Genomic DNA, 24,191 nt, shown 5'->3' on the forward strand with positions numbered 1-24,191 from the left:
TAGTATTTAACACCTCATCTTTTTTTATGCCCGTTAGCCATCTGGCCTCAAATAAAGTAATTCCCGTAGCTTTTGAAAAGCTGATAACATATTTTCCAATTCAACAGGTGATAAATTCGCATCATGCTTTTCAGAAACCTGTTGATTAAATGCCTCCATTTCTTTTTTATAAAGCACCCCTTTCTCGCCCAATTCGATTAAAAACGTTCGCTTATCTTTTACATTTCTAATGATATAGCCTTCCCTATCTGTTTTGCTAACTGCTGACTGACAGCACTTTTCGTTATATCCATTTTTTCAGTCCAATTCTGAAGGAGAAAAGGACGGATACCGAATAACCAATGTTAATAATACATATTGTTGGTTATCTAATTTAAACTGCATATAGTTGCTTTCTTTTTTTTAGTAAAATCCATATGTCTTCAATTGTTTGATTAATATGCCCTGCTATATTTTTACTTTTCATACTTTTTTCCCTCCCTTTTTCTCCTCCAATTTTTGGGATTCAAATAACTTTTAAATTTGCTAGCTACTTCTTTCCCAACAAATAAAGCGCCTAACCAGAATAAGATCTCCGCTATTATGATACTGCCAGTAATGATACTCGCCTTTACCTTAATGGGAAGTGGTGTAAATGGCGTGATCACTGGAATCAGATAAAGTGAAAGAGAGAAAACTAAAAGCCCTAATCCGAGCTTAAAAAGGAATGATCTTTTTTTCTTCTTTTCGTTAAAAACCATCTCTTTTTCCAATATTAAGTCTCCTAAATTGTTTTAGTTCACTTAACTAAACTATATAACAGCGAATGTTGATTTCAAGGGGTTCCTTAAAAACTCCTTCCCAAGCAAAATTGGGAAAGGAGTTTAAACATCGATATATATTTTATTAGGGTCATGCTTAATCCGACATGGTTCTATTAAAGAGACATATTTCAATATTATTTAACATCTACTACGATAGTATCAATGTATTCATCGCCAATATAAATAAGCAATGCCCATTTACCGGGTTCATTAAATTTCATATTAGAAGGTAGTGTATAGTTTGGACCAACATGCGATGTTGTCCAAACATAATTGTCATCATGCATGAGTGCTGGTGATATTTTTAAAGACTTTTCATTAATAGCAACAACTGATAAATCACCTCGTGGGATAGAATCCCAGAAGTGCCACATATATTTATTAGGTACGCCGCTGGTGTAATGAGAGTCAATAAAACCAATTTTGTCTTGTATTCCCCTAATTGTGTATATATCATGGGGAAATGTCGAACTAACCGTCCAATCAATATTGTTAATTATATTTTGTCCGATCGTTACAGGGGGGGCGCCTATACCTGTGTTAAATCCTTGTTCAACCTTTTTTTCAATCTTATTTAAGGGTCTTTTGGAAGCCTGTGACCCAAGTTTTTCAAAAGAATTCTGCACACCTAAAGGATTGGAAAGATTCATTATATTTAACTTCCCAGTTATCTGACCGATAAAAAGCAGAAAAAACATTGATACAACTGCAAGACTGGTAGTAAACATGATAAGTTTGTTCATTTTTGATCTTCTATCTATTTTATCTAATTCTCGATTTAATTTTCCAAGAACTACGTTTGCTCGTTTTTCACTATATTCCATTTTAAACACCAATTTTTGTAGTGAACGATCATAAATACTGGAATCACTTAGTTTCTTCATTTATAAATCCCTCCTGCAATAGTTGCTTTTCAAGTGCTGGGATTGCACGAAAAAGAGTTTGCTTTACCTTACCTTTAGAGCAATTAAGGATTTTTGAAGTTTCACTGATTGAAAAACCCTTGATTTTTCGCAAAATAATAACTTCGCGATATGACTCTTTTAGATTATATAAAGCCTGGTAAAGTTCAATTGCGCTTTCTTTCATTTGAATAACCTCCTCCGGTATAGGGGATGAGTCTTGTTTTGCATTTAGAATTCCTTGTAATAATCGAACCGGTTTCTTTTTCCTTAAATAATCAACGGTTACATTATGCGCAATACTAAATAGCCATGTCTTTGCACTAGAATCTCGATTAAAAGTATGGTGGTACTTATATGCTTTTACGAAGGTTTCCTGCATCGGATCCTCTGCTTGGTGGAAATCCTTCACCATTAATAAAATATATTTGAAGATGGTTTGATGATATTGCGTGAACCATTCTTGCAGCTCATTTCTTTTATTGTTAGACAAGATTTAAACTCCCTTTCTTTGGAAATGGATTCTCTATATAGACGATTAAGCAGCTGAAAGGTTATGAAAATACTTTAATTTAATAAAAGTTGTCTAGATTTATATAACTATTAAGGGGAAATGGTTAATTAAAAGTGTGACCGTTAGAGCTTACCTATCGAGTTTTTGATTAAAAGGAATGATAACGGGGGTTAAATTCCAAAAAAATAATGATTATAAATATAGAGAAGAGAGAGCGATGCTTCTTTATTTGAATTAACGAATGACAGAAGAGCTCTGCTTTCTTGTATATCAGAACGTCTCTGTCATTCGTATTTTTGGTATCAAGTAAATTTATTGTCTACCCTGACTGTATCTTTTCCTTTTTTTATTATCGACTTTTTTTGCATTATAAAACTCAGATAAATTGTTAATGCAATGCAAAGAAAGAGTGTTAAATGGAATATTGTATGAATCGTATTCGGCACAATCCCATTCCTGACTGGCAAAAATGAATGAGTGTTGCCAAACATTTTTGTATATCTTCCTACTTTATCCGCTGCACCGATACCAAAGAAATAAGGAATCCACCAACTCAACATCGCTCCAATAAAAATACATGATTGATGTATAATCAACCAAAGTTGTGCCCATATCGGGTATTTTTTACCCATATAAGACAAGAGGATGACCATTATCACTAACATCTGTCCCGTATTTATTAAAGATGTAATAATTAGCCTACCGATGGAAGTCTCTGCAGATACTGCGTGAACATCATTGAATGGATCCAGAGGAACCCAATCATGTAACAACATAAATAGAAATACGAAGAACAAGCCTAACAGTAAAATTTTCTCAGACAGACGAATTTCTCTATTCATTTTTCTCCTCACCTTCTCTTGTAATCTATTCTTTTCTTTAATTTTTCCTTGCCTGCCTGCTCACCTTACAAACCATTCTCATTAACGCATCGTGTGCCGGAGGAATCAAACTAAAAAAAATATCCATTGTTTTGCGCATTGGCATCGGACAAATAATCACTTTATTTTTATGGACACCTAATATAGCTATTTTCGCCAACCGCTCCGGTGCCATTACTTTCTGTTTCTTTAATTGGTCGATGATCAACGATTTATCTATTTTTATTGCTTTTGATTTTTCAAAAATTGGAGTATCTACAAATGCGGGGCAAAGGGTACTTACTTTAATGCCAAATTCTTCTGCCTCATAATGAAGGGATGTCGTTAATCCAACTACAGCATGCTTTGTTGTGGAATAGACTGTGGATATAGGGGATGGACCAAGACCCGCTGCAGATGCCGTGTTGACTATATGCCCAAAGCCTTGCTTTTTCATGATGTTATATCCAATTTGGGTGCCGTAGATGACTCCCCACAAATTAATATCGATCATTTCTTTCCAGTCCTGAATGTACATATCATATAGTTCACCGTACATGGCAATGCCGGCATTATTAAAAAGGTAATCTAGTCGACCAAATTCCTCATATACCTCCGTTAGAATATTATTTACTTTGTTGAAATCAGTTACGTCCAATAAGACAAACCTTGAATTTAGTTTTGATCTATTAAAAGAAGCTTCAACCAGCTTTCCTTCCTCTTTATCTATATCGGCAATAATGACAAATACGCCTTGTGAGATAAGCTCATTACAGAGAGCCTTCCCAATCCCAGATGCACCGCCAGTGACGATAGCCACTTTTTTAATTGCTTCCACAATCATTATCCCCCTTGTATTTTTTAAAAGTAAGATCTATGATGGAGATTATGGAATAGGAGGCCCACCGCTCCAGATATCAATTTTATTGCTGTCTATGTCATATACATAGAAGTTTTTACCACAATCATCATTGTCCACAATCCCAGTTATTGTCGCACCACTTATTTCCAATTCATCATACAGACGATGAAAATCGTTTACCTCCAATGTTAATGAACTTTGCTCCGTTCCACTAATTTCCGTAAAATTTGCAGTGACCTTCTCACTATTATGATAAAACTAGCTTAACTGCATCTTCTTCAGGATTCTTGCTTAACCTTAACTTTTAAATAATTGTCGGATTAGCTTTAATTATACTTGTTGCTTTGACGGCTCTAACAAACTTGTCATATAGTAGAATCCATTACACAATCGTCGTATTTAAGCAATTATTTACTAAGAAAAGTACGAGGAGAAAGCCTATGAATGATTATGGTAAGACGATTAGAAAAATTAGAGAAGAAAAAGGATATACATTGCAACAATTATCTGACGGAATTTTGTCTACTTCATTTTTGTCCAAGTTCGAACGTGGCAATTCAGATATTTCCGTAAGTTATTTTTTAAAAATTTTGGAAAAGCTTTCACTTTCTTACGATGAATTTCTATTTGTTCACAATGATTTTAACCTTGATAACTTCGAAACTTTTTTTGATAAAGCAGAACAAGCTTATGTAAAACGTAATCTTTCCAAATTACAAACTTTAAAAGAAGTTCACATGGACAAATGGAGGACCACCAAAGTTGCTGCATATCGTTGTAACACACTAGTATTAGACGTTTTAATAAATATTGTAAGAGATGAATTTGTTGAAGCCGAAAAAGAGGCAATTGAATTTTTATTTGATTATCTTTTTCAAGTAGAAGTTTGGGGGTATTATGAATTGCGGTTATATAACGCGACAATGTTCCTGATGCCACCAAAAATGGTTCTGACACTTTCTGAAACAGCCTATAAAAAAAGCGTTTATTTGAGAAAGTTAGCTAAGGTAAATCAAATTATTATCTACATACTATCAAATACAATCACGTATTTATTGAGACACAATATATATTTAAGAGAGTGCAAAGTCTTTCTGGGTTATCTAGATAATATTTCGATTCCAGAAAAAGATCTTCTTTCACGAAATCATCTTTTATACTTGCAAGGGTTATACGAAATAAAAATCGGAAATAAAGAAAAAGGAATTGAAGTTGCTAATAAAGCTATTTCCATGTTTCGAGAACTGGGTTCAACAAGTCTCGTAACTGAAAGAGAAAATTTTTTACATATTCTTTTGAATGATACACCCCTGTTTTTCACATTGAACGATAAAGAATGATAATAAACTGCCCACATCTACAAAGCCCATAATTTACACTTTAAAATTAAATACAATGTTATTCGCAGTAATTAGAGAATAACAAATGTACATTTTCTAAAATTGAACTTATAACTACTTATTTTATCAAGATAAGAACGTTCCAGCAGAACAGGTTCATTATGCGTTTGTCAGTGCACTTAACGGTATGCTCCTAATACAAGAAGCTAACAAATCATAAATAACAATAAATTATTCTCAATTAAAGGAAGATGGTCTTTTACATATACAAAAGGCAGAGGAACTCAAGTTGCCGGCGAGGAAAAAATTTCGAAGTTTATAAGACAAAATCCCTATTTTCCCTTTATGGAACAAACCATTAAAGAAGCTTACGAATTAGGGCACAATGTCGAAAATATGTTGCTGTCCGGATTCGCCTATATGCAACTGTTCAGCCAACCGCTCAAACGTAACTACGTTATCTATTTATTGAATGCAAGGCAAATTCGTACATCTTTTACTTGGATGAAATCAGACGGATGACATCAGCAGAGATTGATACTATCGATATATCTTCGACACCGGAAGACTTTCTATTAGAGGCCATTCGTAACGCAGATGTGATTGTGACAAGAGCGGATTTTGAAGGGAAGATAAAGAGGTTTGCCGACCCTGCTCAAAAAAACAGTCATCTCCGTTGGCTCCACAAATGACATATCGCTATTACTTAACATGTTAAGACCATATTGATATTTAGAGAGAATATAAAAAGGGAAAAGCCAGATATCTCAACATTGAATGGGATATCTGGCTTTTTTTCTCTATTTAAGAAGATTTTTTATTAGTGTTTTGTTCGTCCAAACAACGGGGGTGGGAATAGCGCTTTGATGAGTACGGATTTACGTTCAACCATATTACACAAATTATTTCTCTCAAGCTGCCAAAAGTAAAATACAGTACTAATGATTTCTTCTCTTAAAATTATATTCACTTACTTTTTTCAAAACAAAAACAGGCTATCTTGTCAAATATGATATAGCCTGTAAACGTTGATTCATCAATGTTTTTATTAAAATTAACGTTTTAAGAAATATACTTATTAATTTTAAGTATATCTAATCCATTGGTCGAGATACAGTCAATACATTCACTCCAAACATAATGTACAGGGGTTATACTGGAAGTACTACCCAAAAAGTATTACTCGAACTAGTCGTATCAATTCCAATTTCACCTTGATGATAGCCTTCGATAATTTCCTTTGAGATTGCAAGACCTAATCCTGAACCTCCAGTCATACGGCTTCGGGAAGAATCGAGTCGGTAAAACCGTCTAAATACCTTTTCCTTTTCAATTTCTGGAATTGGTTTGCTAGGTCCTGAAATTGAAATACGATAATCCTTCCCACGCCTTTCTCCTACCAATAAAATCGGCCCATCTCCTTCATAATAATTAATGGCATTTTCCAGCAAGTTGCTAATTACTTGCTGTATTCCTACGACATGGATATCTATCTTGCATGATTCAATTTCTAATAGTATCGGAATATTCTTTTGTTCCAAAGTCCTTTCAAACATTGCAACACATTGGAGCAGTATAGGTTGAATTTCAAACGTTTCTTTTTCTACAATGGATTGAGCCGATAGGTAATCCCATTCTTTTAATTGCTCGAGCTGTTCAATCATTTTAGACAATCGGTTTGATTCCTGATGCAAGGATGCAAAAAGAGCTTTATCTCCTATTATATCTCCATCTTTTAATGCTAGTAGATAACCATTTAAATTCGATAAGGGGGTTCTTATTTCATGTGATATGTCAGTTACAAGCCTATTCCGTTGTTGTTCATTTATTTGTAGCTGTTCAATAAGCCCATTATATTGTAAAGCCAGTTGCCCGATTTCATCTTTTTCATATACTTTTACTGGTTTAGGGTAATGACCAAGCTTCAGCTCTTTAGTAGATCGAATTAAATTTCGGATTGGTTTAATCAAGCGTTTGATTAAATAGAAATGGATAACACCCCCAAAAAAAGTAACCATAATCATTAAAACCCATAAATAATTGAGAAGGGTACGATTAAACAGCTGTTGCCGGAGTGTATCCAAATCCCCCACTTCTGCAGCTAAAAAGCAAGCGGTATTATAAATAGTCCAACCACTTACAGAAGTAACCATCACAACAACTAAAATATTCAGAAACGTTAAACGCCATAGAAATCCAATTGGTGTGACGCGTGCTAAAAATCTATATATTCGAGACAAACTTATACCCCATTCCCCTAACTGTTTGGACACGCTTAGGCCTCGATGGATATTCTTCAATCTTTTCACGAAGTTTTTTTATATGCGCATCAATCGTTCGATCCATGACATTGCGCTCCATGTTAGGGTGAATTTGCCTGATAAGTTGCTCGCGTGATAATACGATGTCTGGATTTTGCATGAAATAATACAATAAATCAAACTCATATTTTGTTAGTTTTATAACTTGTCCATAAAGTAAAACTTGCCCTTTTCTTGGCATGATACATAAACCTGTATAGACAATTTTTTGACATAACTGTTCCGTACGCCTAAGTACGGCTTCTACTTGTGCGATTAATTCATTAGGGTCAAATGGCTTTGTCATATATGCATCCGCACCTAATTTCAACCCAGAAATTCTATCATCAATTCGGACTTTTGCTGAAAGCATAATTACCGAAACCTCATTATGCTTCTGCTTACTAATCCAAGTATAAAATTCTTCACCACTAACCTTTGGAAGCATTAAATCCAAAATAATTAAGCATGGTCGGTATTCTAGGAAAACTGCTTTTGCTTCTTCTCCATCACTTGCTTCCACAACTTCATATCCATTTTTCTTTAAATAGATATGTATGAGATTTCGAATCATCTTATCATCTTCAACAACCATAATCGTTTGTTTCATATAAATCACCTCTATTCTAAGTTTATACGATAGAAGAGGCCTACTGCATCATTTCAAACTTCTGTACCATGAAATCATAATTCATTGCACCCATTACGATAAATTGAATGCGCCCATTCGAGTCAATCATATAGGTTGTAGGGTACGCCAATACTTGATATTCTCTTGAGACAGCTGATTCATTATCCAAAGGAATTGTTAGCGACAGGTTTAATTCATCAACAAATTTTGGAACATTTTCTGGACTCGATTCTGTTTCAGATAAATTCACAGCTAAAACTTGTACATCTTTATTATCCTGAAACTTTTGCATATCAGGCATCTCGGCTCGGCATGGTGGGCACCATGTTGCCCAAAAGTTTAGCATGACTCGTTTACCTCTATAATCCGACAACTTCACGACCTCACCATTTAATGTAGTAAGTTCAAAATCAGGAGCAAGCTCACCTTTACGTATTCCTGGATTACTGTATTCACTAATTTCTTCTGAATTATATATTTGCTCCGAGATTTCACTACCATATTCTCGAGCATTTTTTTCCTTTGAAGCAGCTATTAACTCATAAGTTGTCCAACCAAGCAGCCCTATGACTATTACAGCAAAAATCGCATTTTTCATACCTTATTACTCCTTTATCCTAATTTTTCAAACCATGTATCTTGCACTAATTTCAAAAGAAATTCAGTGATACGCGGCATTTGACCAGTAAATAAGATAAGTCCCATTATAATCATAATCACGGCACCTAATTTCATGATTATTTGGCTATATCGAGTAATCCACTTAGTTGAGCCTAGGAAAAACGTCAATAGTAGAAATGGCAATGCAAACCCTAATACATACATTATCGTGTATATGATTCCTTGGCCTGGATTACTAGCTGCAAGGAATAAGATTGAACCGAAGATTGGCCCAATACAAGGTGTCCAACCAGCGGCAAAACCCATACCCACAAAAAAAGTACCTAAATAGCCTACTGGTCTTTTTGCAAATTGAAAACGCTTTTCTTTCATTAATGCTGTAAAGTTAATCCACCCTCCGACGAAAAGACCCATCAAAATAATAAATATTCCAGCTAAACGTTGAATAAACAGCCCCGTATCACCTAGTAATATTTTTTGTATAAATTGTCCTAAATAAGAGGCACCGACCCCTAAGCTAATAAAAACAAGAGATACACCCAGCAAAAAAAATACTGAATGACTTAATAATTTACTTCGAATTTTCATATTATGATTTCCTTGTAGTTCCTTAACACTGATGCCCGTAATATAGGATAAGTACGCTGGAAAAATTGGTAACACACATGGCGATAAAAATGATAATGCCCCTGCTCCTAACGCCAAAAACATCCCTATCACTAATATCGTATCTGTCTCAATTCCGCCCATTTATGACACCCTCTTTCATTTTTTGATAAACCATTAGAAAACAACATATTATAAGTATTAAAACTAAAAACCATGGTCCCACTGTATAACCAAATATCATCAGGATTGGCTGTATAACTGCCAAACTAAAACTTCCTATCGTCCACCCAAGAAATATAAGTAGATTCAACCGGCAAGGACATACAAATTTACGTATCACTACAAACGCAATATTTAAAAATGCTACTAAACCCATATATCCGATTGAATAAGTATTTTTATTCCAAATAACTTGCATGAATTCGTACACAAATGATGCAGTTAAAAATATATTCGTAAAGGCAACCGAAAAAAGAAGTGCATCAACCTTTCCGCGATTATATTGGATCACAATTGTTATTACACTCAATAGAATAGCTAAGTAAAAAGCATTTGAGTTACTCGGGTAAGATAATATAGCTAACGGGTCCTCTATAAAGATTCTTAAGTTTAAAATTATTTTTCCAATCCAAATAAAAATAGTAAAATTAATTAGTTGTCCTAATACTTCTTCCATACTGGCTTTCCTTTTTTCTTTGGAAAAGTCACTTAATATGTAATAAGTAAGAAATCCCATACTCCAACTAAAAATGATCATAGCAATTGACGAATGATTACTCGACAGTTCCATAGCTAACCCCCAGATAAAATAGCTCAATGTCAACATTACTAAAGGTTTATGAAAGTTTGATGAAAATGGGTAATTATTCAACTTAATTAAAATTAAATGGCTATATAAGAAAAGCGAAATGCACCCGAAATGGAAATAAGGCTAAGTACACAACGTCCTATGGTAACTCCTTACATGAGTCGCCATTGTGCGAGTCGACCGCAACAAAAAAAATATTCTAATTCAATAAAAGGTGATTTGCCTTTCACTGAAACTAGTTTAGACCTTGAGACGATGGCGCTTGGAACTAGACGTAACAGACACCCGTTTAGGAGTTCATTCAAGTAAAATTTAATACTTTCTTTACTAAAAAAAGCCGACTCGAATTTATTTTTCGAGTCGGCTTTTTGATTGATCAACTATATTTCTAAACCATTATGCTCAGTTTAATATCGTTTAGTTGTAAGGCAAATTTTATAGTGTCCAGATAAGGACTTTTGTTATTTATAGGGAAGTTTTTTCTCGAAAGGCAATTTCACAGCCAACTTGAACAATGGTTCTCAGATCTCCCTAATTTCACCAATTTCACTTTGCAAAAATTGAGTTATTATAAATGCCAATTTAAGTACGTACAAAAATGCTCGTTTAACCGTGTACATTTTTGATTTCCAGTGTATAATTACAACTTTACTTGGAGGGGCGAGCATGATAGCCTTGTTCGGTCAGCCAGCCCTTGTAATAGCTGGCTTTTGGCTGCCGAATCATGCGAGTAGAGGTCTCCATGTCAAGTTGTAATTATTCATGCACATGTATAGAGAAGCACATTTTAAGCGAAAGTGTACATGCTTAGACAAGCAAAAATGTACATTTTGATACGGACATTTATAGTTATAAATAAATGTGAATTAATCAAAGTCAATCACAGGGACACCTAGCAGATTTAAAGCGAATCCATGGATCAAAGCGGTCGGAAAGATAATAATAATACTCATGATCATCTTAGTTTCATACAACAAACCAGTCTTTTCAATCCTCTTGCCATTCAGGCGGCTTTTAAATGCACTTATTGCAATTCCATAGATATTAAACACCATGATGGCTCGTGTTCTGTTGTCATAAAGGCTTGTTATTTAAGTTCATAATTTCAAAAAGTGCATGTTCAGCTGACTGAAGTGCACCTTCAAGATGTCCACCAAATTGTGAGCTTGTCTCTGTTCCAGCAAAAATAATTTTCTTTTCCCAAATTCCGGCTTTTGGTGGTTTACCATACCTCGGAAAATCTCTAAGCGGCTCTAGGTCTTCCTTAACAGCCGTTTCAGAATCTTCTGCCCAATCCTTGTACAAGGTGGCTTTTACGTTTTGAGCTGATGGCCCAAAGAGCCTAACCAATTGATCAATGACTAATTTTAAAACCTTATCTTTTCCTAGTTCTCCGCGCATTTTTGCTGATATTCCGAAGAAACCAAATAATGCACCAGAACCTGTTTCGGAAGAAGCATCATGGATTTCTTGCAAGGGTCCTACCCGACTTGATACGAATCCCGAGAGTCCTAGTTCCCTCCGAAAGGGACGTTCATAAATTGCTACTACCTTGGCCTGTCCTGCCATCCATGAAGGTTTGTATTCAAGGTCAGTAACAAGATTTGGAGGGAGAGAAGGGGAGAATTCAATATGACGCACCACAATTCGAGGCGGCAACGCTAGGATAACAGCACTTGCGGTTACAATTTTTCTCTTTCCATCAGGAAGTGTTGCTTCAACTGTTATAGTTCCGTCTTCATCAAGTCGAATTGCTGTAACTCGCGTTTCAAGCTCAACTGTCCCTGGGGCAATAGTATCTGCTATAGCATCTATAAGAGATTAAACACCTCCTATGAATCGAATTGAAGTTTCATCAGTATTTTCAGGCATTACATAACGCTCGGGTGATTGATTTTTGGAGCGCTCAAAAAGCATTGTCCCTTTGGTGTATTGAACAAAAGTTCCTATATTCAGTTCTTTAATAAGATTTGTAATCGTGTTCTCATACTGCGGCCAGAACCAAGTTGGCCCAAGGTCAAATTTACCTAGGTCATGTCTGTTTGAATCAGTAGAGCTCAAGATTCTACCGCCAATCCTATCTCTAGCTTCTAGAACCCTACATTTGATGCCCTGTGCAGTAAATAGAGATGCAAGCCCGTAGGCCACTTAAACCAGCTCCAACAATGTCTATCGGATTTTTCATATTCTCGCCTCTTTCCTCTTTCCCGACCGAGTGTATGCTGCTGTTTAAATGTACTTATTAAACAAGCAAATGGGATTCTTTTTGTAAAAAAAGATCTGTTTGTGCACTATTTTCCGTAAGGTACGAGATAAACAATATATCGTAATATCTCAATATGCGGATATTACGATTTTGATCTGATTTTGTCAATTAATGTGTGTTCATATTTCCCTTCTATGTGCTCACCCGCAGTTTTCATTAGATTCTATAGAGAGTTTGATAAATAAGCGGATAAAATTCTCTTAACTAGAAAAAATCACTGAAAATAGCTTTAATAGACGGAAAGATTCCGACTATCGACTCAAAAATCGGAAAAATAAGTGACTTTGCATTGCTTAATCGGAAAAACTCCGCTTATATACGCTGGACTGAGTTCTTTTCTGCAGTATAACCGGAAAAGCTCCGCTTATTTTAATTATCATTGGTTACTCAAAACTTGGTGAACAAAGGGAGTAAAGTAGAGTCAGAAACTAAAGGAAATAAAAAAGACCCCCAACCAAAATGATTGAGAGCCTTGAACGCCAATTATTAACGTTTTGAGAACTGTGGTGCACGACGTGCGCCTTTAAGACCGTACTTCTTACGTTCTTTCATACGTGGGTCACGAGTTAATAGACCTGCACGCTTAAGTGTTCCACGGTATTCAGGATCTGCTTCAAGCAATGCGCGAGCGATTCCGTGACGGATAGCTCCTGCTTGGCCTGTATAACCGCCGCCTTTTACAGAAACAAGTACGTTGTAGTTTCCTACTGTTTCAGTTGCTGCAAGTGGCTGTTTAATGACTTCGCGTAAAGCTGCGAATGGAATATAGTCTTCTACTTCACGATCGTTAATAATGATACGGCCTTCGCCTGGTACTAAACGTACGCGGGCAACAGAGCTTTTACGGCGACCTGTACCATAGTATTGAACTTGTGCCAATATAATGCCCTCCCTTTAATTTACCCGCGAAGCTCGTATACTTCCGGTTTTTGCGCTTGGTGTGGATGTTCTGCACCAGCATAAACGTGTAATTTTTTACCCATTTGACGTCCTAAAGATCCTTTAGGAAGCATGCCTTTGATTGCAAGCTCAAGCATTTTTGTAGGATACTTGGCACGCATTTCTCCAGCAGTTCTAGTTTTCAAGCCGCCCGCAAATCCTGTATGGCGGTAATAGATTTTGTCAGATAGTTTCTTACCAGTTAATTCGATTTTATCAGCGTTAATAAGAATTACGTGATCGCCAGTATCAACATGTGGCGTGAAAGTTGGTTTATGTTTACCGCGCAAAATGGACGCTACTTCTGATGCAAGACGACCAAGAGTTTTGCCTTCAGCGTCTACAACGTACCATTTACGTTCGATTTCACTGGCTTTAGCCATATACGTAGTACGCATTTGTTACCCTCCCAAATATAAAAAAATTCCAAGTTCGTATTTATTTCAATCACAATAAGTTTCCGGGGCTTATCGTGGGGTTAAAAACAATACCATAGGATATGATATCGTTTTTGGCAAGCAAAGTCAAGAAATATTTGAACACCAGGTGAAGTTGTTAAAGATAAAAATTTATCAATATCGTTTTGGAGTTCGGCAATTAACACTTTACAGCGAAATTACATTCATTTTATTTCGAATCAAATCATAATAAGTGCTTCATACGACGCATTTAAGGTCCATTCGAAAAGGAATCGTGGCACACTCACCGTTTTTTTTGTGTCCGAAGCCATTGGAGCGAGATTTAATTCCATCGCAACACCCATTTAGTAGTAAACCTCCCACAAGTACAACCCCTCCGCGGGAGCGGTTTTTCCTGCGAGGATACGATCTCGACCTGCTAAAATTACTGGAACTCGATCAAGGTCAATCTTTCCCGCTCCGACTGCAAGCAACGTGCCTACTATGATCCTCACCATATTATAAAGGAATCCATTTCCAGTAAAGGTGAAGACAATTTCCTCGGCGTTTTGCTCTATTTCAATAGAGGATACGGTTCTTACTTTGTTGTCCATATTCGTTTTAGCGGAACAGAAGCTCGTATAGTCATGAGTTCCGACCAAGAATTCAGCAGCTTTTTTCACTTTGCTCATATCCAACCTATAAGGATGAAAAGCAGCGTAATGAAGTTTGAATGGATCACGAACGGAACTTGTATACACAATATATTTATACTGCTTTCCACTTGCATCAAAACGAGCATGGAAACTTGAAGGAGCAGCGACCACTTCCATAAACGATATATCACTTGGTAGTAAGCCATTCAACGCTCTTACCCAGCGCTCCGATGATAGCTGTAATGATGAATCAAAATGAACGACTTGCCCTCTCGCATGGACGCCGGCATCGGTACGGCCTGAGGCAACCACACTTACTTCCTTCCCCTTATGCATTTTTGCAAGTGATTTTTCAAGCTCCCCTTGGACCGTTCTTCCGTTAGGCTGAATTTGAAACCCCGAAAAGCCTGAACCATCATACGCAATAATCCCTTTATATCGTTGCATGTTTTTCAATCCTTCATTTAAGATCTTAATAAGATCAGCATGACGGCTAATAAAATCAAGACGCCCGCTACGCCAGTGTCAGTCATCCCCCAAGTTAAGAGACGATATTTTGTTCGTCCTTCACCACCGCGGTATCCTCTTGCCTCCATTGCTGTCGCCAGCTCTTCCGCTCGTTTAAACGCACTGACAAAAAGCGGAATAAGAAGTGGAATGACGGCTTTAATTCTTTCCTTGAAAGGTCCTCCTGTAAAATCGACGCCTCTAGCCATTTGTGCTTTCATAATTTTATCTGTTTCATCCATCAAGGTTGGGATAAATCGTAAGGAAATGGACATCATTAACGCTAGTTCGTGGACAGGGAATCTTATCTTTTTCAATGGGTTTAATAAACTTTCAATCCCATCAGTCAATGTTATGGGTGTAGTCGTTAAAGTTAATAAGGATGTTACAAAAACAAGTAATGTAAACCTTAGAGAAATAAATACCGCTAATCGTAATCCCTCTTCATAAATTTTCAGAAAGCCTAAAGAGAAAATGACGTTTCCTTCTTTATTGAAAAAAATCTGCAACAGAAAGGTGAATATTACGAGAATAAGGACTGGCTTCAAGCCATTAATCAAAAATTTGATATTGATATTTGCCATTAAAATAATCAGTCCAACAAATAGTACAAGTACACTATACGTATAAATATTATTTGCAAGAAAAATGATACAAATAAAGCCGAAAACAAACAGTAGCTTTGAACGCGGATCAAGGCGGTGGAGAATAGAGTTTCCAGGTATGTAGCGGCCGAAAATCATTTTCTCCATCATAGCGAATCACCCCGCTCTTGCATTGCCATTAGCGCTTCAGAAAGTTCTCCAATGGTTAAACATGTTTTTCCTACTTTTCTATTCATCTTTCGTTCAAGCATGTATTGAAATTTAACGACATCAGGTACGTCTAAGCCTAGTTCCAATAATTCCTCTGGGTTTGAAAAAATAGTTCGAGGGTCCGCCGTTTTTTTTACTTGTCCTCGATGCATGATGACAATCTCATCCGCATATTTTGCTGCATCCTCCATACTGTGCGTTACTAGTATAGTAGATAAACCTTTTTGTTTATGCAGTCGATAAAACATATCCATAATTTCAGTACGCCCTCTAGGGTCTAAGCCTGCTGTCGGCTCATCCAGAACAAGAACTTCAGGTTCCATGGCAAGCACCCCAGCGATCGCCACACGGCGCATTTGCCCACCTGATAAATCAAATGGTGATTTTTGTAATACCTCTTCCGGAAGTCCAACCTCTACTATTAACTCTTTCGCTCTTCGCTTTGCTTCTTCCTCAGAGACGCCAAAATTCATTGGACCGAAGCATATATCTTTCTCGACCGTTTCATCAAAGAGCTGATGCTCAGGAAATTGAAAGACAATCCCCACTTTTTGTCGTATTGGTCTGAGGTTTTTCTCTTTTTTCTCTGCATTGATGACACGATCCCCTATACGAACCTGTCCTTTTGTTGGCTTTAATAGTGCATTTAAATGTTGAAGAACCGTAGATTTTCCGGATCCAGTGTGACCGATTAAAGACAAAAAAGTTCCATGAGGAATTGAGATATTAACATCGTGAATGGCGAGTCTTTCAAACGGAGTGTTAATTTGGTACTTATATTCTACTTGCTGAAGTGTAATGTCCATAACTCATTCACCAACTCTACATCTGTCAAATAGTTTCTTGGCACTTCGAAGCCTTTTTCGCGCAAAGCCTTCGCCATCTTAATTGGAAAGGGAATATCGAGCCCGAGCTTAATCAATTCTTCTTCAAGGAGAAAAATTTCATCTGGAGTCCCCTCCGAATAAACAGTGCCTTTATTCATAACCACAATCCGATCTGCCTGTGCTGCTTCCTCAAGATCGTGAGTGATAGAAATAACCGTTAAACCTTCTTCATCTTTCAATTCCCTAACAGTCCTGATGACTTCTTCACGCCCTAACGGATCAAGCATAGACGTTGCTTCATCAAGAATAATTACTCTTGGTTGGAGTGCTATCACACCTGCAATGGCGACTCTTTGTTTTTGACCACCAGAAAGATGGTGTGGCTCTTGGTCAAGAAAATCAATCATCGAAACATGTTCTAGAGCTTTTTTTACTCGTATTAACATTTCTTCATGTGGTATGCCATTGTTCTCTAACCCAAAAGCCACATCATCTTGGACTGTTGCTCCTACAAATTGATTATCGGGACTTTGAAAAACCATCCCTACTAATTTGCGAATATCCCAAACCGAATCGCTAGATAGTGCGATACCGTCGACTATCACGCTTCCATTTTCGGGGAATTGCAAGCCATTTAAAATTTTTGCCAATGTGGACTTGCCTGACCCATTATGACCGACAATCGCTAACCATTCACCTTCCGCTACCGATATGGATACATCGTTCAAGGCATAAGATTCCTGACCTTCATATTTAAATGACACTTGATTAATAGAAATAACGGGTGCTGATGTCATATCTTTTCTCCTCTCATTAGAATAGCGTAAGCGACTTGCTCACCGACGTATAAGCTTCAAGGTCTTTGAATGAGATAAAGGAAACACGACGAGGAACGAGTCGTTGTTGACATATCGTAAGGAAAAGAACAAGAAGTTTGCTAATCGATAGGCGCTGGAGCTGAACAGCTCGGACTCGGCTCATCTAAAAAAGTTCTATAAATTGAAAAAAAGCCTGCACCTCACTCCAAGAAACTGCAAAATAGTTCCTGATCCATCCGAGGATCAAATTAGAATAAGGGGAGGAGGCGCATTGAGCTAGACAGGATCACCTATTCGAAAAACGCAAGCAATTTGCGCTGAAAAGTTAAACATAAGTGCCTATCGTAACGCTCTTTTTAGCTTTATCATTCTACGTTTATCAAAGTTGTAGCGCTTTCGCTATCTATCAAAAGGGCAAAGACTAGATGCCCTGCCCTTTCAATGAAAGAAAGTATTATACTAATTCAATAACAACCATTGGTGCACCGTCTCCGCGACGAGGTCCAAGCTTCATGATACGAGTGTATCCACCTTGGCGCTCTGCATAACGTGGAGCGATGTCAACAAATAGTTTTTGAACGGCATCTTGGTTTGTTTCAGCGTTAGCTACTTCGTGGCGGACGAATGCAGCTGCTTGACGACGTGCATGCAAGTCACCGCGTTTTCCAAGAGTGATCATTTTCTCTACTACTGAGCGAAGTTCTTTTGCGCGTGCTTCAGTTGTTTCAATGCGTTCGCTAATAATTAAATCTGTTGTTAAATCACGAAGCATCGCTTTACGTTGAGAGCTCGTACGTCCTAGTTTTCTATAACCCATCAAGTTTCCCTCCTTCGTTGATAATATTTATATACGTTCAAACAATTTAGAGGTTGATTAACCTTTATTTAGGAGGTCAGTCATCTTTACGAAGGCCAAGACCAAGATCTTCTAATTTGGCTTTTACTTCTTCCAACGATTTTCTTCCTAAGTTACGAACTTTCATCATATCTTCTTCTGTCTTATTAGCCAGTTCTTGGACAGTATTGATTCCAGCGCGCTTTAGGCAGTTATAAGAACGGACGGAAAGATCGAGTTCTTCAATCGTCATTTCTAGAACTTTTTCCTTCTGATCTTCTTCTTTTTCCACCATAATTTCAGCATGCTGTGCTTCATCAGTCAATCCAACGAAGATATTTAGATGTTCGGTTAAAATTTTTGCGCCTAAAGAAATAGCTTCCTTCGGTCCGATGCTTCCATCTGTCCATACATCCAGCGAAAGCTTGTCATAGTTAGTCATTTGTCCAACACGTGTATTTTCAACTTGATAGTTTACACGTGATACCGGAGTATAGATTGAATCAATTGGAATGACACCGATTGGCAAGTCATCTCTTTTATTTAGATCAGCTGGCGTATATCCGCGGCCACGTCTAGCAGACATGCGTAAACGGAAATTAGCATTCTCGCTTAATGTCGCAATGTGCAAATCAGGATTAAGAATTTCCACATCACTGTCATGCATAATATCAGACGCTTTTACTACACCTTCACCTTGTACATCGATTTCTAAAGTCTTTTCCTCGTCAGAATATACTTTCAAAGCTAGTTTCTTTATATTAAGGATGATAGAGGTAACATCTTCGACAACACCCTCTATTGTTGAAAATTCATGTTGTACACCTTCCACTTGGATAGATGTAACAGCAGCACCAGGAAGAGATGATAATAGGATACGACGCAAGGAGTTACCCAAAGTTGTACCATACCCACGCTCAAGCGGTTCTACAACGAACTTTCCATATTTAGCATCATCGCTGATCTCAATCGTTTCAATTTTCGGCTTTTCCATTTCGATCATTCAAATATACCCTCCTTCAAAACGTCGAAATCTCGGAGTGTATTTTCCCGAAATTCCCCTTGTTACATTCCCATTTGTGCAACAACTGGATGAAGAATTGATTCCTTACGAGCATAAATTACATATTCTCCCATTATAGCCATAGAATATTTATTTTATACAAGAATCATTATACACGACGACGTTTTGGCGGACGGCATCCGTTATGTGGAACAGGAGTAACGTCTCTGATTGCAGTAACTTCAAGTCCTGCTGCTTGCAAAGCGCGGATAGCAGCTTCACGACCTGCACCAGGGCCTTTAACTGTAACTTCAAGAGTTCTCATTCCATGTTCAATAGACGTCTTAGCAGCTGTTTCTGCAGCCATTTGCGCAGCGTATGGTGTAGATTTACGTGAACCTTTAAAACCAAGTGCTCCGGCAGAAGACCAAGAGATAGCATTACCTTGTGAATCAGTGATTGTTACGATTGTATTGTTAAATGTAGAACGAATGTGTGCAATACCAGTGTCGATATTCTTTTTCACACGACGTTTACGAGTGTTAGTTTTACGTGCCATGTTAGCAAGTTACCTCCTTTACCAATTATTTTTTCTTACCTGCTACTGTTTTACGAGGACCTTTACGAGTACGAGCGTTGTTTTTCGTGTTTTGCCCGCGAACAGGAAGACCACGACGATGGCGAAGGCCACGGTATGAACCGATTTCCATTAGACGTTTAATGTTTAAGGATACTTCACGACGAAGGTCTCCTTCAACTTTTAGCGTATCAATGATATCACGGATTTTCCCAAGCTCTTCATCTGTTAAGTCGCGAACGCGTGTATCTTCAGAAACACCCGCTTCAGCAAGTACTTTAGAAGCAGTGTTTTTACCAATTCCATAAATATATGTTAAAGAAATGACTACACGTTTTTCACGTGGAATGTCTACACCAGCAATACGTGCCATAAATATTGCGCACCTCCTTTATCCTTGTTTTTGTTTATGTCTAGGGTTTTCACAAATAACCATTACTTTGCCTTTTCTGCGTATTACTTTACATTTCTCGCAGATTGGCTTTACTGATGGTCTGACTTTCATGTTTTATAACCTCCTTAGTAGTCCGGAGTGCATTATAGTTTATTTAAAACGGTATGTGATTCTTCCGCGTGTCAAATCATACGGAGAAAGTTCCACTGTTACTTTGTCGCCAGGCAGTATACGAATAAAATGCATGCGGATCTTCCCAGATACATGGGCAAGCACCGTATGGCCATTTTCTAATTCTACCTTAAACATTGCGTTTGGCAAAGTATCAACAACAGTTCCTTCAACTTCAATTACATCTTCTTTCGCCATTCAAGCTATCTCCCTTCTCTAAAACATCCAATTCCTCTTCCACAAATTTACCAAGTGCCCATCTAAGTTTCCCGTTTGTGACTCTACCTGCTTCCATTAAACTGTTTCGAACTTCCATAGAAACATAGTTGTAACATGTAAGATGTTGGATGTTCTTCTTTTTTGGACTATCGAATTTTCTTCTATCCCCATCCGCAATTAGAACGAACCGTTCATCGATGTGTCGGATAATAACCGCGAATTGTCCTGCGTCCCGGCCCTTATTGATAAGTACAATTTGACCTATACGGGGGGTCGAATCAGACTCATTCAACCAGATCACCTACGCTTAAATTCTTGTTAAAATCTCGTAACCAGTTTCTGTAATGGCTATCGTGTGTTCAAAATGCGCACACATTTTGCCATCTACTGTAACAACAGTCCAATTATCCGCTAAAGTTCTCACATAGCGGCTACCTGCATTGACCATCGGTTCAACGCAAAGCACCATTCCGGGTTTTAAACGAGGGCCTTTATTGGGCGGACCGTAGTGAGGAATTTGCGGATCCTCATGTAAATTCTGGCCAATCCCATGTCCAACGTATTCTCGGACAATTGAAAAACCATTGGATTCTACAAATGTTTGAATCGCATAAGATATATTAGAAAGACGCACACTCGGCTTTGCTTCTTCCAAGCCAAGATAGAGAGATTGTTCTGTGACGTCGAGAAGTGATTGTGTTTCGGCATCAATGTTTCCGACAGGATAAGTCCATGCTGAATCACCATGGTAACCGTTATATTTAGCTCCAATATCAAGGCTGATAATGTCACCGTCTTTTAAAACACGATCCCCAGGAATTCCATGAACGAGTTCCTCATTAACGGATGCACATACGCTGCCAGGAAACCCATTGTAACCTTTGAAAGAAGGAAAAGCATCGAGACTTAGAATAAATTTTTCTGCAATCGCATCTAGTTCTTTTGTTGTAATACCTGGCTGAATATGCTTTTGCAATTCCTGATGGGTCAATGCAACAATTCTGCCAGCTTCTCTCATGATTTCAATCTCACGAGGGGTTTTACAAATAATCATTATATCAAACCTTTTAGCAATAAATCAATACTTTCGAAAACTTGATCAATATGCTGCTGGCCGTTGATATTCTTTAAATAACCTTTTTCTTGGTAAAAATCAAGTAGAGGCTGAGTCTGCTTCATGTTTACTTCAAGACGATTTTGAACCGTATCTTCATTATCATCTGGGCGTTGATAAAGTTCCCCGCCACAGCGATCACAAACACCTTGTTCAGCTGGTGGATTGAATACAAGATGGTAAGTAGCCCCACAACTTTTACAAATGCGGCGGCCAGTAAGGCGTTCCATTAAAATGCCTTGATCCACTTGAATGTTAATGACATAATCTATTTTTTTGCCAATTTCCACTAGAATGTTTTCAAGCGCTGCCGCTTGAGCAACCGTTCTTGGAAATCCATCTAATAGAAAGCCATTTTCACAATCCTTTTTATTTAAACGTTCACGGACAATCCCAATTGTAACCTCATCCGGAACGAGTTCACCTTTATCCATAAAGGATTTGGCTTTTAATCCGAGTTCCGTGCCTTCTTTCATCGCAGCGCGGAACATATCTCCTGTAGATATATGAGGCACCCCATATTTTTCTACAATTTTATCGGCCTGTGTGCCTTTTCCAGCACCTGGAAGGCCCATTAGTACTAAATTCACTTGTACCGCCCCCAACATCTAAATGGGTTCAGGAACAATCCACTTGTTCCTAAATCCATTTCGATTATTTAATGAAGCCTTTATAGTGACGCTTCACCAGCTGGGCTTCCAATTGTTTCATTGTTTCAAGTGCAACCCCTACAACAATTAAAAGACTCGTTCCGCCAATTTGTGCGGATTGAGGCAAGCCTGCAAATTTAATGAAGAAGACAGGTAATATAGAGATAAGCGCTAAGAAAAGTGCACCGACGAAAGTTAAACGATATAAAACTCTCGTTAAATATTCTTGGGTGTTTTTCCCTGGCCGAATACCCGGAATATATCCGCCTTGTTTCTTTAAATTTTCAGCTACTTGTTCTGGATTTACTTGAACAAATGCATAAAAATATGTGAATGCAATGATGAGCGCAAAATAAATCACCATTCCAATTGGTTTCGTATGATCGAAAATGTATTGAATGGTGCTAGCTACATCACCAGAGCCAAAAAATGTGGTGATCGTCTGTGGCGTCACCATAAATGCACTCGCAAAAATAACCGGAATAACTCCAGCTGCATTTACTTTCAATGGCAAGTGAGTATTTTGCCCACCGACAGGACTGCGTCCATCCATTCGCTTTGCATATTGGATAGGAATTTTCCGCAGAGCCTGCTGTACAAATACAACACCTACAATGATGGCAATTATGGCGAGAATGATAAGCAGCATAACAATAATTCTTAAGAATAGCTGCTCTCCTGCACCTTGGAACTGCTGAGCGTAAATCTGATTTACTGCGTTTGGAATACCAGCAACAATCCCTGCAAAGATGATAATTGAGATTCCGTTGCCAACACCCTTAGATGTAATTTCTTCTCCTAGCCACATTAGAAATGCTGTACCCGCTGTGAGCACAATGGCAATTATAACGTATGTGCCAAAGCTAGGATTTTTGATAAGCTGCAAGCCTGTCATTCGGTTGAAGCCAAATGACATTCCTCCTGCTTGAATCAAAGCGAGAACAATTGTGAAATAGCGTGTAAATTGAGCAAGCTTACGTCTGCCTACTTCACCTTGCTTGGACCATTCTGTGAATTTTGGTACAACATCCATTTGTAAAAGCTGTACGATAATGGATGCTGTAATGTATGGCATGATCCCCATTGCGAAAATGGAGAAGTTTTGAAGCGCGCCACCACCAAATATATTCATAAAACCAAACAAACTTGCTTGATCCTGCATTTGAAGCACTTTAGCATCTACATTTGGAACAGGTATGAAAGCACCTAAACGAAATACAACTAACATTAACAAGGTGAATAGAATTTTCCTTCTAATATCACCTACGCGCATAAAATTGGAGATTGTCTGAAACATTAATTAAATCACCTCAGTTTTACCGCCGGCAGCCTCAATCGCCTCTTTAGCAGCAGAGGAGAATTTGTTTGCTTTTACAGTAAGCTTTTTCTCGATGTTGCCTTTAGCAAGAATTTTAATTCCTGACTTCTCGTTACGTACAACACCTGTTTCGATAAGAAGTTCTGGAGTTACTTCAGTACCGTCTTCAAAGCGATTTAATGCGTCAAGGTTCACGATTGCAAATTCTTTACGGTGAATGTTAGTAAAACCGCGCTTTGGCAAACGTTGGAATAATGGTGTTTGACCACCTTCAAATCCAAGACGTGTACCGCCGCCAGAACGTGCATTTTGACCCTTATGGCCCTTACCAGCAGTTTTTCCGTTGCCTGAACCGATGCCTCGCCCAACACGGTTTCGTTCCTTGCGGGATCCTTCAGCAGGTTTTAGCTCATGAAGTTTCATAGTTGGCACCT

At 37.8% G+C, this 24,191-nt stretch carries 33 protein-coding genes and 1 pseudogene; 2 read left to right on the forward strand and 32 right to left on the reverse strand.

Annotated elements, in window-relative coordinates; all coding sequences use genetic code 11:
* Window positions 1-33 precede the first annotated feature (33 nt).
* The 7 genes and pseudogenes from KHA96_RS22050 to KHA96_RS22080 all read right to left on the reverse strand — a co-directional run bounded on the left by KHA96_RS22050 (window position 34) and on the right by KHA96_RS22080 (window position 4,127).
* Window positions 34-466: pseudogene (locus KHA96_RS22050) on the reverse strand (MarR family winged helix-turn-helix transcriptional regulator).
* On the reverse strand, window positions 456-752 hold the full coding sequence (locus tag KHA96_RS22055) for a transporter suffix domain-containing protein (RefSeq protein ID WP_249315873.1): 297 nt from the start codon (window positions 750-752) through the stop codon (window positions 456-458). The pseudogene KHA96_RS22050 and the gene KHA96_RS22055 overlap by 11 nt, the downstream one beginning before the upstream one ends.
* A 185-nt stretch (window positions 753-937) precedes the next feature.
* Window positions 938-1,687, reverse strand: coding sequence for a DUF4871 domain-containing protein (locus KHA96_RS22060; protein WP_213131500.1), 750 nt, complete (start codon window positions 1,685-1,687; stop codon window positions 938-940).
* On the reverse strand, window positions 1,671-2,198 hold the full coding sequence (locus KHA96_RS22065; RefSeq protein WP_213131501.1) for an RNA polymerase sigma factor: 528 nt from the start codon (window positions 2,196-2,198) through the stop codon (window positions 1,671-1,673). The genes KHA96_RS22060 and KHA96_RS22065 overlap by 17 nt, the downstream gene beginning before the upstream one ends.
* Before the next feature lie 323 nt (window positions 2,199-2,521).
* Entirely contained in the window at window positions 2,522-3,061 is a 540-nt protein-coding gene (locus KHA96_RS22070; protein ID WP_213131502.1) for a hypothetical protein, read from the reverse strand.
* Window positions 3,062-3,098: 37 nt separating this feature from the next.
* The gene (locus tag KHA96_RS22075; protein ID WP_349305832.1) at window positions 3,099-3,908 is read right to left on the reverse strand and encodes an SDR family NAD(P)-dependent oxidoreductase; all 810 of its coding nucleotides are present in this window, start codon (window positions 3,906-3,908) and stop codon (window positions 3,099-3,101) included.
* A 57-nt stretch (window positions 3,909-3,965) separates the two neighbouring features.
* Complete coding sequence (locus KHA96_RS22080; protein WP_213131504.1) at window positions 3,966-4,127, reverse strand: hypothetical protein; 162 nt, start codon at window positions 4,125-4,127, stop codon at window positions 3,966-3,968.
* 254 nt (window positions 4,128-4,381) lie between these two features.
* On the opposite strand from KHA96_RS22080, the gene KHA96_RS22085 reads away from it, so the two are divergent.
* Window positions 4,382-5,281, forward strand: a complete 900-nt coding sequence (locus KHA96_RS22085) for a helix-turn-helix domain-containing protein (protein WP_213131505.1) — start codon at window positions 4,382-4,384, stop codon at window positions 5,279-5,281.
* A gap of 500 nt (window positions 5,282-5,781) precedes the next feature.
* Entirely contained in the window at window positions 5,782-5,973 is a 192-nt protein-coding gene (locus KHA96_RS22090; RefSeq protein WP_213131506.1) for a hypothetical protein, read from the forward strand.
* Window positions 5,974-6,432: 459 nt separating this feature from the next.
* Here the strand turns inward: KHA96_RS22090 and KHA96_RS22095 are convergent, their stop codons facing one another.
* The 25 genes from KHA96_RS22095 to rplO form a co-directional block, all read right to left on the reverse strand.
* Window positions 6,433-7,521: a sensor histidine kinase gene (locus tag KHA96_RS22095; RefSeq protein ID WP_249315874.1), complete on the reverse strand. Its 1,089-nt coding sequence runs from the start codon at window positions 7,519-7,521 to the stop codon at window positions 6,433-6,435.
* Entirely contained in the window at window positions 7,505-8,191 is a 687-nt protein-coding gene (locus KHA96_RS22100) for a response regulator transcription factor (protein WP_213131507.1), read from the reverse strand. The genes KHA96_RS22095 and KHA96_RS22100 overlap by 17 nt, the downstream gene beginning before the upstream one ends.
* Before the next feature lie 40 nt (window positions 8,192-8,231).
* Window positions 8,232-8,810 carry a TlpA disulfide reductase family protein gene (locus KHA96_RS22105; RefSeq protein ID WP_213131508.1) on the reverse strand — a complete coding sequence of 193 codons (579 nt, stop codon included), beginning with the start codon at window positions 8,808-8,810 and terminating at the stop codon, window positions 8,232-8,234.
* 14 nt (window positions 8,811-8,824) lie between these two features.
* The gene (locus KHA96_RS22110; RefSeq protein WP_213131509.1) at window positions 8,825-9,583 is read right to left on the reverse strand and encodes a cytochrome c biogenesis CcdA family protein; all 759 of its coding nucleotides are present in this window, start codon (window positions 9,581-9,583) and stop codon (window positions 8,825-8,827) included.
* Window positions 9,570-10,232, reverse strand: coding sequence for a hypothetical protein (locus KHA96_RS22115; protein ID WP_213131510.1), 663 nt, complete (start codon window positions 10,230-10,232; stop codon window positions 9,570-9,572). The genes KHA96_RS22110 and KHA96_RS22115 overlap by 14 nt, the downstream gene beginning before the upstream one ends.
* An 884-nt stretch (window positions 10,233-11,116) precedes the next feature.
* Window positions 11,117-11,305, reverse strand: a complete 189-nt coding sequence (locus KHA96_RS22120; protein ID WP_213131511.1) for a hypothetical protein — start codon at window positions 11,303-11,305, stop codon at window positions 11,117-11,119.
* A gap of 19 nt (window positions 11,306-11,324) precedes the next feature.
* On the reverse strand, window positions 11,325-12,065 hold the full coding sequence (locus KHA96_RS22125; protein ID WP_349305833.1) for a flavin monoamine oxidase family protein: 741 nt from the start codon (window positions 12,063-12,065) through the stop codon (window positions 11,325-11,327).
* Between the two features lie 6 nt (window positions 12,066-12,071).
* The gene (locus KHA96_RS23440) at window positions 12,072-12,398 is read right to left on the reverse strand and encodes an FAD-dependent oxidoreductase (RefSeq protein WP_349305828.1); all 327 of its coding nucleotides are present in this window, start codon (window positions 12,396-12,398) and stop codon (window positions 12,072-12,074) included.
* A 604-nt stretch (window positions 12,399-13,002) separates the two neighbouring features.
* The gene (gene rpsI, locus KHA96_RS22130; protein ID WP_213131512.1) at window positions 13,003-13,395 is read right to left on the reverse strand and encodes a 30S ribosomal protein S9; all 393 of its coding nucleotides are present in this window, start codon (window positions 13,393-13,395) and stop codon (window positions 13,003-13,005) included.
* Window positions 13,396-13,415: 20 nt separating this feature from the next.
* Window positions 13,416-13,853 (reverse strand): 50S ribosomal protein L13, encoded by a 438-nt coding sequence (gene rplM, locus KHA96_RS22135; protein ID WP_213131513.1) that lies wholly within the window; start codon window positions 13,851-13,853, stop codon window positions 13,416-13,418.
* Between the two features lie 365 nt (window positions 13,854-14,218).
* Entirely contained in the window at window positions 14,219-14,956 is a 738-nt protein-coding gene (gene truA, locus KHA96_RS22140) for a tRNA pseudouridine(38-40) synthase TruA (RefSeq protein ID WP_213131514.1), read from the reverse strand.
* A gap of 17 nt (window positions 14,957-14,973) precedes the next feature.
* The gene (locus tag KHA96_RS22145; protein WP_213131515.1) at window positions 14,974-15,771 is read right to left on the reverse strand and encodes an energy-coupling factor transporter transmembrane component T family protein; all 798 of its coding nucleotides are present in this window, start codon (window positions 15,769-15,771) and stop codon (window positions 14,974-14,976) included.
* Window positions 15,768-16,637 carry an energy-coupling factor ABC transporter ATP-binding protein gene (locus KHA96_RS22150; RefSeq protein WP_213131516.1) on the reverse strand — a complete coding sequence of 290 codons (870 nt, stop codon included), beginning with the start codon at window positions 16,635-16,637 and terminating at the stop codon, window positions 15,768-15,770. The genes KHA96_RS22145 and KHA96_RS22150 overlap by 4 nt, the downstream gene beginning before the upstream one ends.
* Window positions 16,613-17,455, reverse strand: coding sequence for an energy-coupling factor ABC transporter ATP-binding protein (locus tag KHA96_RS22155; RefSeq protein ID WP_213131517.1), 843 nt, complete (start codon window positions 17,453-17,455; stop codon window positions 16,613-16,615). Before KHA96_RS22155 ends, KHA96_RS22150 begins: the two co-directional genes overlap by 25 nt.
* A 475-nt stretch (window positions 17,456-17,930) precedes the next feature.
* Window positions 17,931-18,293: a 50S ribosomal protein L17 gene (gene rplQ / locus KHA96_RS22160; protein ID WP_213131518.1), complete on the reverse strand. Its 363-nt coding sequence runs from the start codon at window positions 18,291-18,293 to the stop codon at window positions 17,931-17,933.
* 76 nt (window positions 18,294-18,369) lie between these two features.
* On the reverse strand, window positions 18,370-19,314 hold the full coding sequence (locus tag KHA96_RS22165; RefSeq protein WP_213131519.1) for a DNA-directed RNA polymerase subunit alpha: 945 nt from the start codon (window positions 19,312-19,314) through the stop codon (window positions 18,370-18,372).
* 169 nt (window positions 19,315-19,483) lie between these two features.
* Window positions 19,484-19,873, reverse strand: coding sequence for a 30S ribosomal protein S11 (rpsK, locus tag KHA96_RS22170; RefSeq protein ID WP_213131520.1), 390 nt, complete (start codon window positions 19,871-19,873; stop codon window positions 19,484-19,486).
* Window positions 19,874-19,898: 25 nt separating this feature from the next.
* Entirely contained in the window at window positions 19,899-20,264 is a 366-nt protein-coding gene (rpsM, locus tag KHA96_RS22175; RefSeq protein WP_213131521.1) for a 30S ribosomal protein S13, read from the reverse strand.
* 18 nt (window positions 20,265-20,282) lie between these two features.
* The gene (gene rpmJ, locus KHA96_RS22180; protein ID WP_213112031.1) at window positions 20,283-20,396 is read right to left on the reverse strand and encodes a 50S ribosomal protein L36; all 114 of its coding nucleotides are present in this window, start codon (window positions 20,394-20,396) and stop codon (window positions 20,283-20,285) included.
* 39 nt (window positions 20,397-20,435) lie between these two features.
* Window positions 20,436-20,654 carry a translation initiation factor IF-1 gene (infA, locus tag KHA96_RS22185; protein WP_207521113.1) on the reverse strand — a complete coding sequence of 73 codons (219 nt, stop codon included), beginning with the start codon at window positions 20,652-20,654 and terminating at the stop codon, window positions 20,436-20,438.
* Window positions 20,632-20,967: a KOW domain-containing RNA-binding protein gene (locus tag KHA96_RS22190; RefSeq protein ID WP_213131583.1), complete on the reverse strand. Its 336-nt coding sequence runs from the start codon at window positions 20,965-20,967 to the stop codon at window positions 20,632-20,634. Before KHA96_RS22190 ends, infA begins: the two co-directional genes overlap by 23 nt.
* Window positions 20,968-20,982: 15 nt before the next feature.
* Window positions 20,983-21,729 carry a type I methionyl aminopeptidase gene (map, locus tag KHA96_RS22195; RefSeq protein ID WP_213131522.1) on the reverse strand — a complete coding sequence of 249 codons (747 nt, stop codon included), beginning with the start codon at window positions 21,727-21,729 and terminating at the stop codon, window positions 20,983-20,985.
* Window positions 21,729-22,379, reverse strand: coding sequence for an adenylate kinase (locus KHA96_RS22200; RefSeq protein ID WP_213131523.1), 651 nt, complete (start codon window positions 22,377-22,379; stop codon window positions 21,729-21,731). The genes map and KHA96_RS22200 overlap by 1 nt, the downstream gene beginning before the upstream one ends.
* A 64-nt stretch (window positions 22,380-22,443) precedes the next feature.
* Window positions 22,444-23,736, reverse strand: coding sequence for a preprotein translocase subunit SecY (gene secY, locus KHA96_RS22205; RefSeq protein WP_213131524.1), 1,293 nt, complete (start codon window positions 23,734-23,736; stop codon window positions 22,444-22,446).
* A gap of 3 nt (window positions 23,737-23,739) precedes the next feature.
* Window positions 23,740-24,180: a 50S ribosomal protein L15 gene (gene rplO / locus KHA96_RS22210; protein WP_213131525.1), complete on the reverse strand. Its 441-nt coding sequence runs from the start codon at window positions 24,178-24,180 to the stop codon at window positions 23,740-23,742.
* Between the last annotated feature and the right edge of the window lie 11 nt (window positions 24,181-24,191).

The organism is Bacillus sp. FJAT-49711, from assembly GCF_018343715.1.
GTDB lineage: Bacteria > Bacillota > Bacilli > Bacillales > Bacillaceae_C > Lederbergia.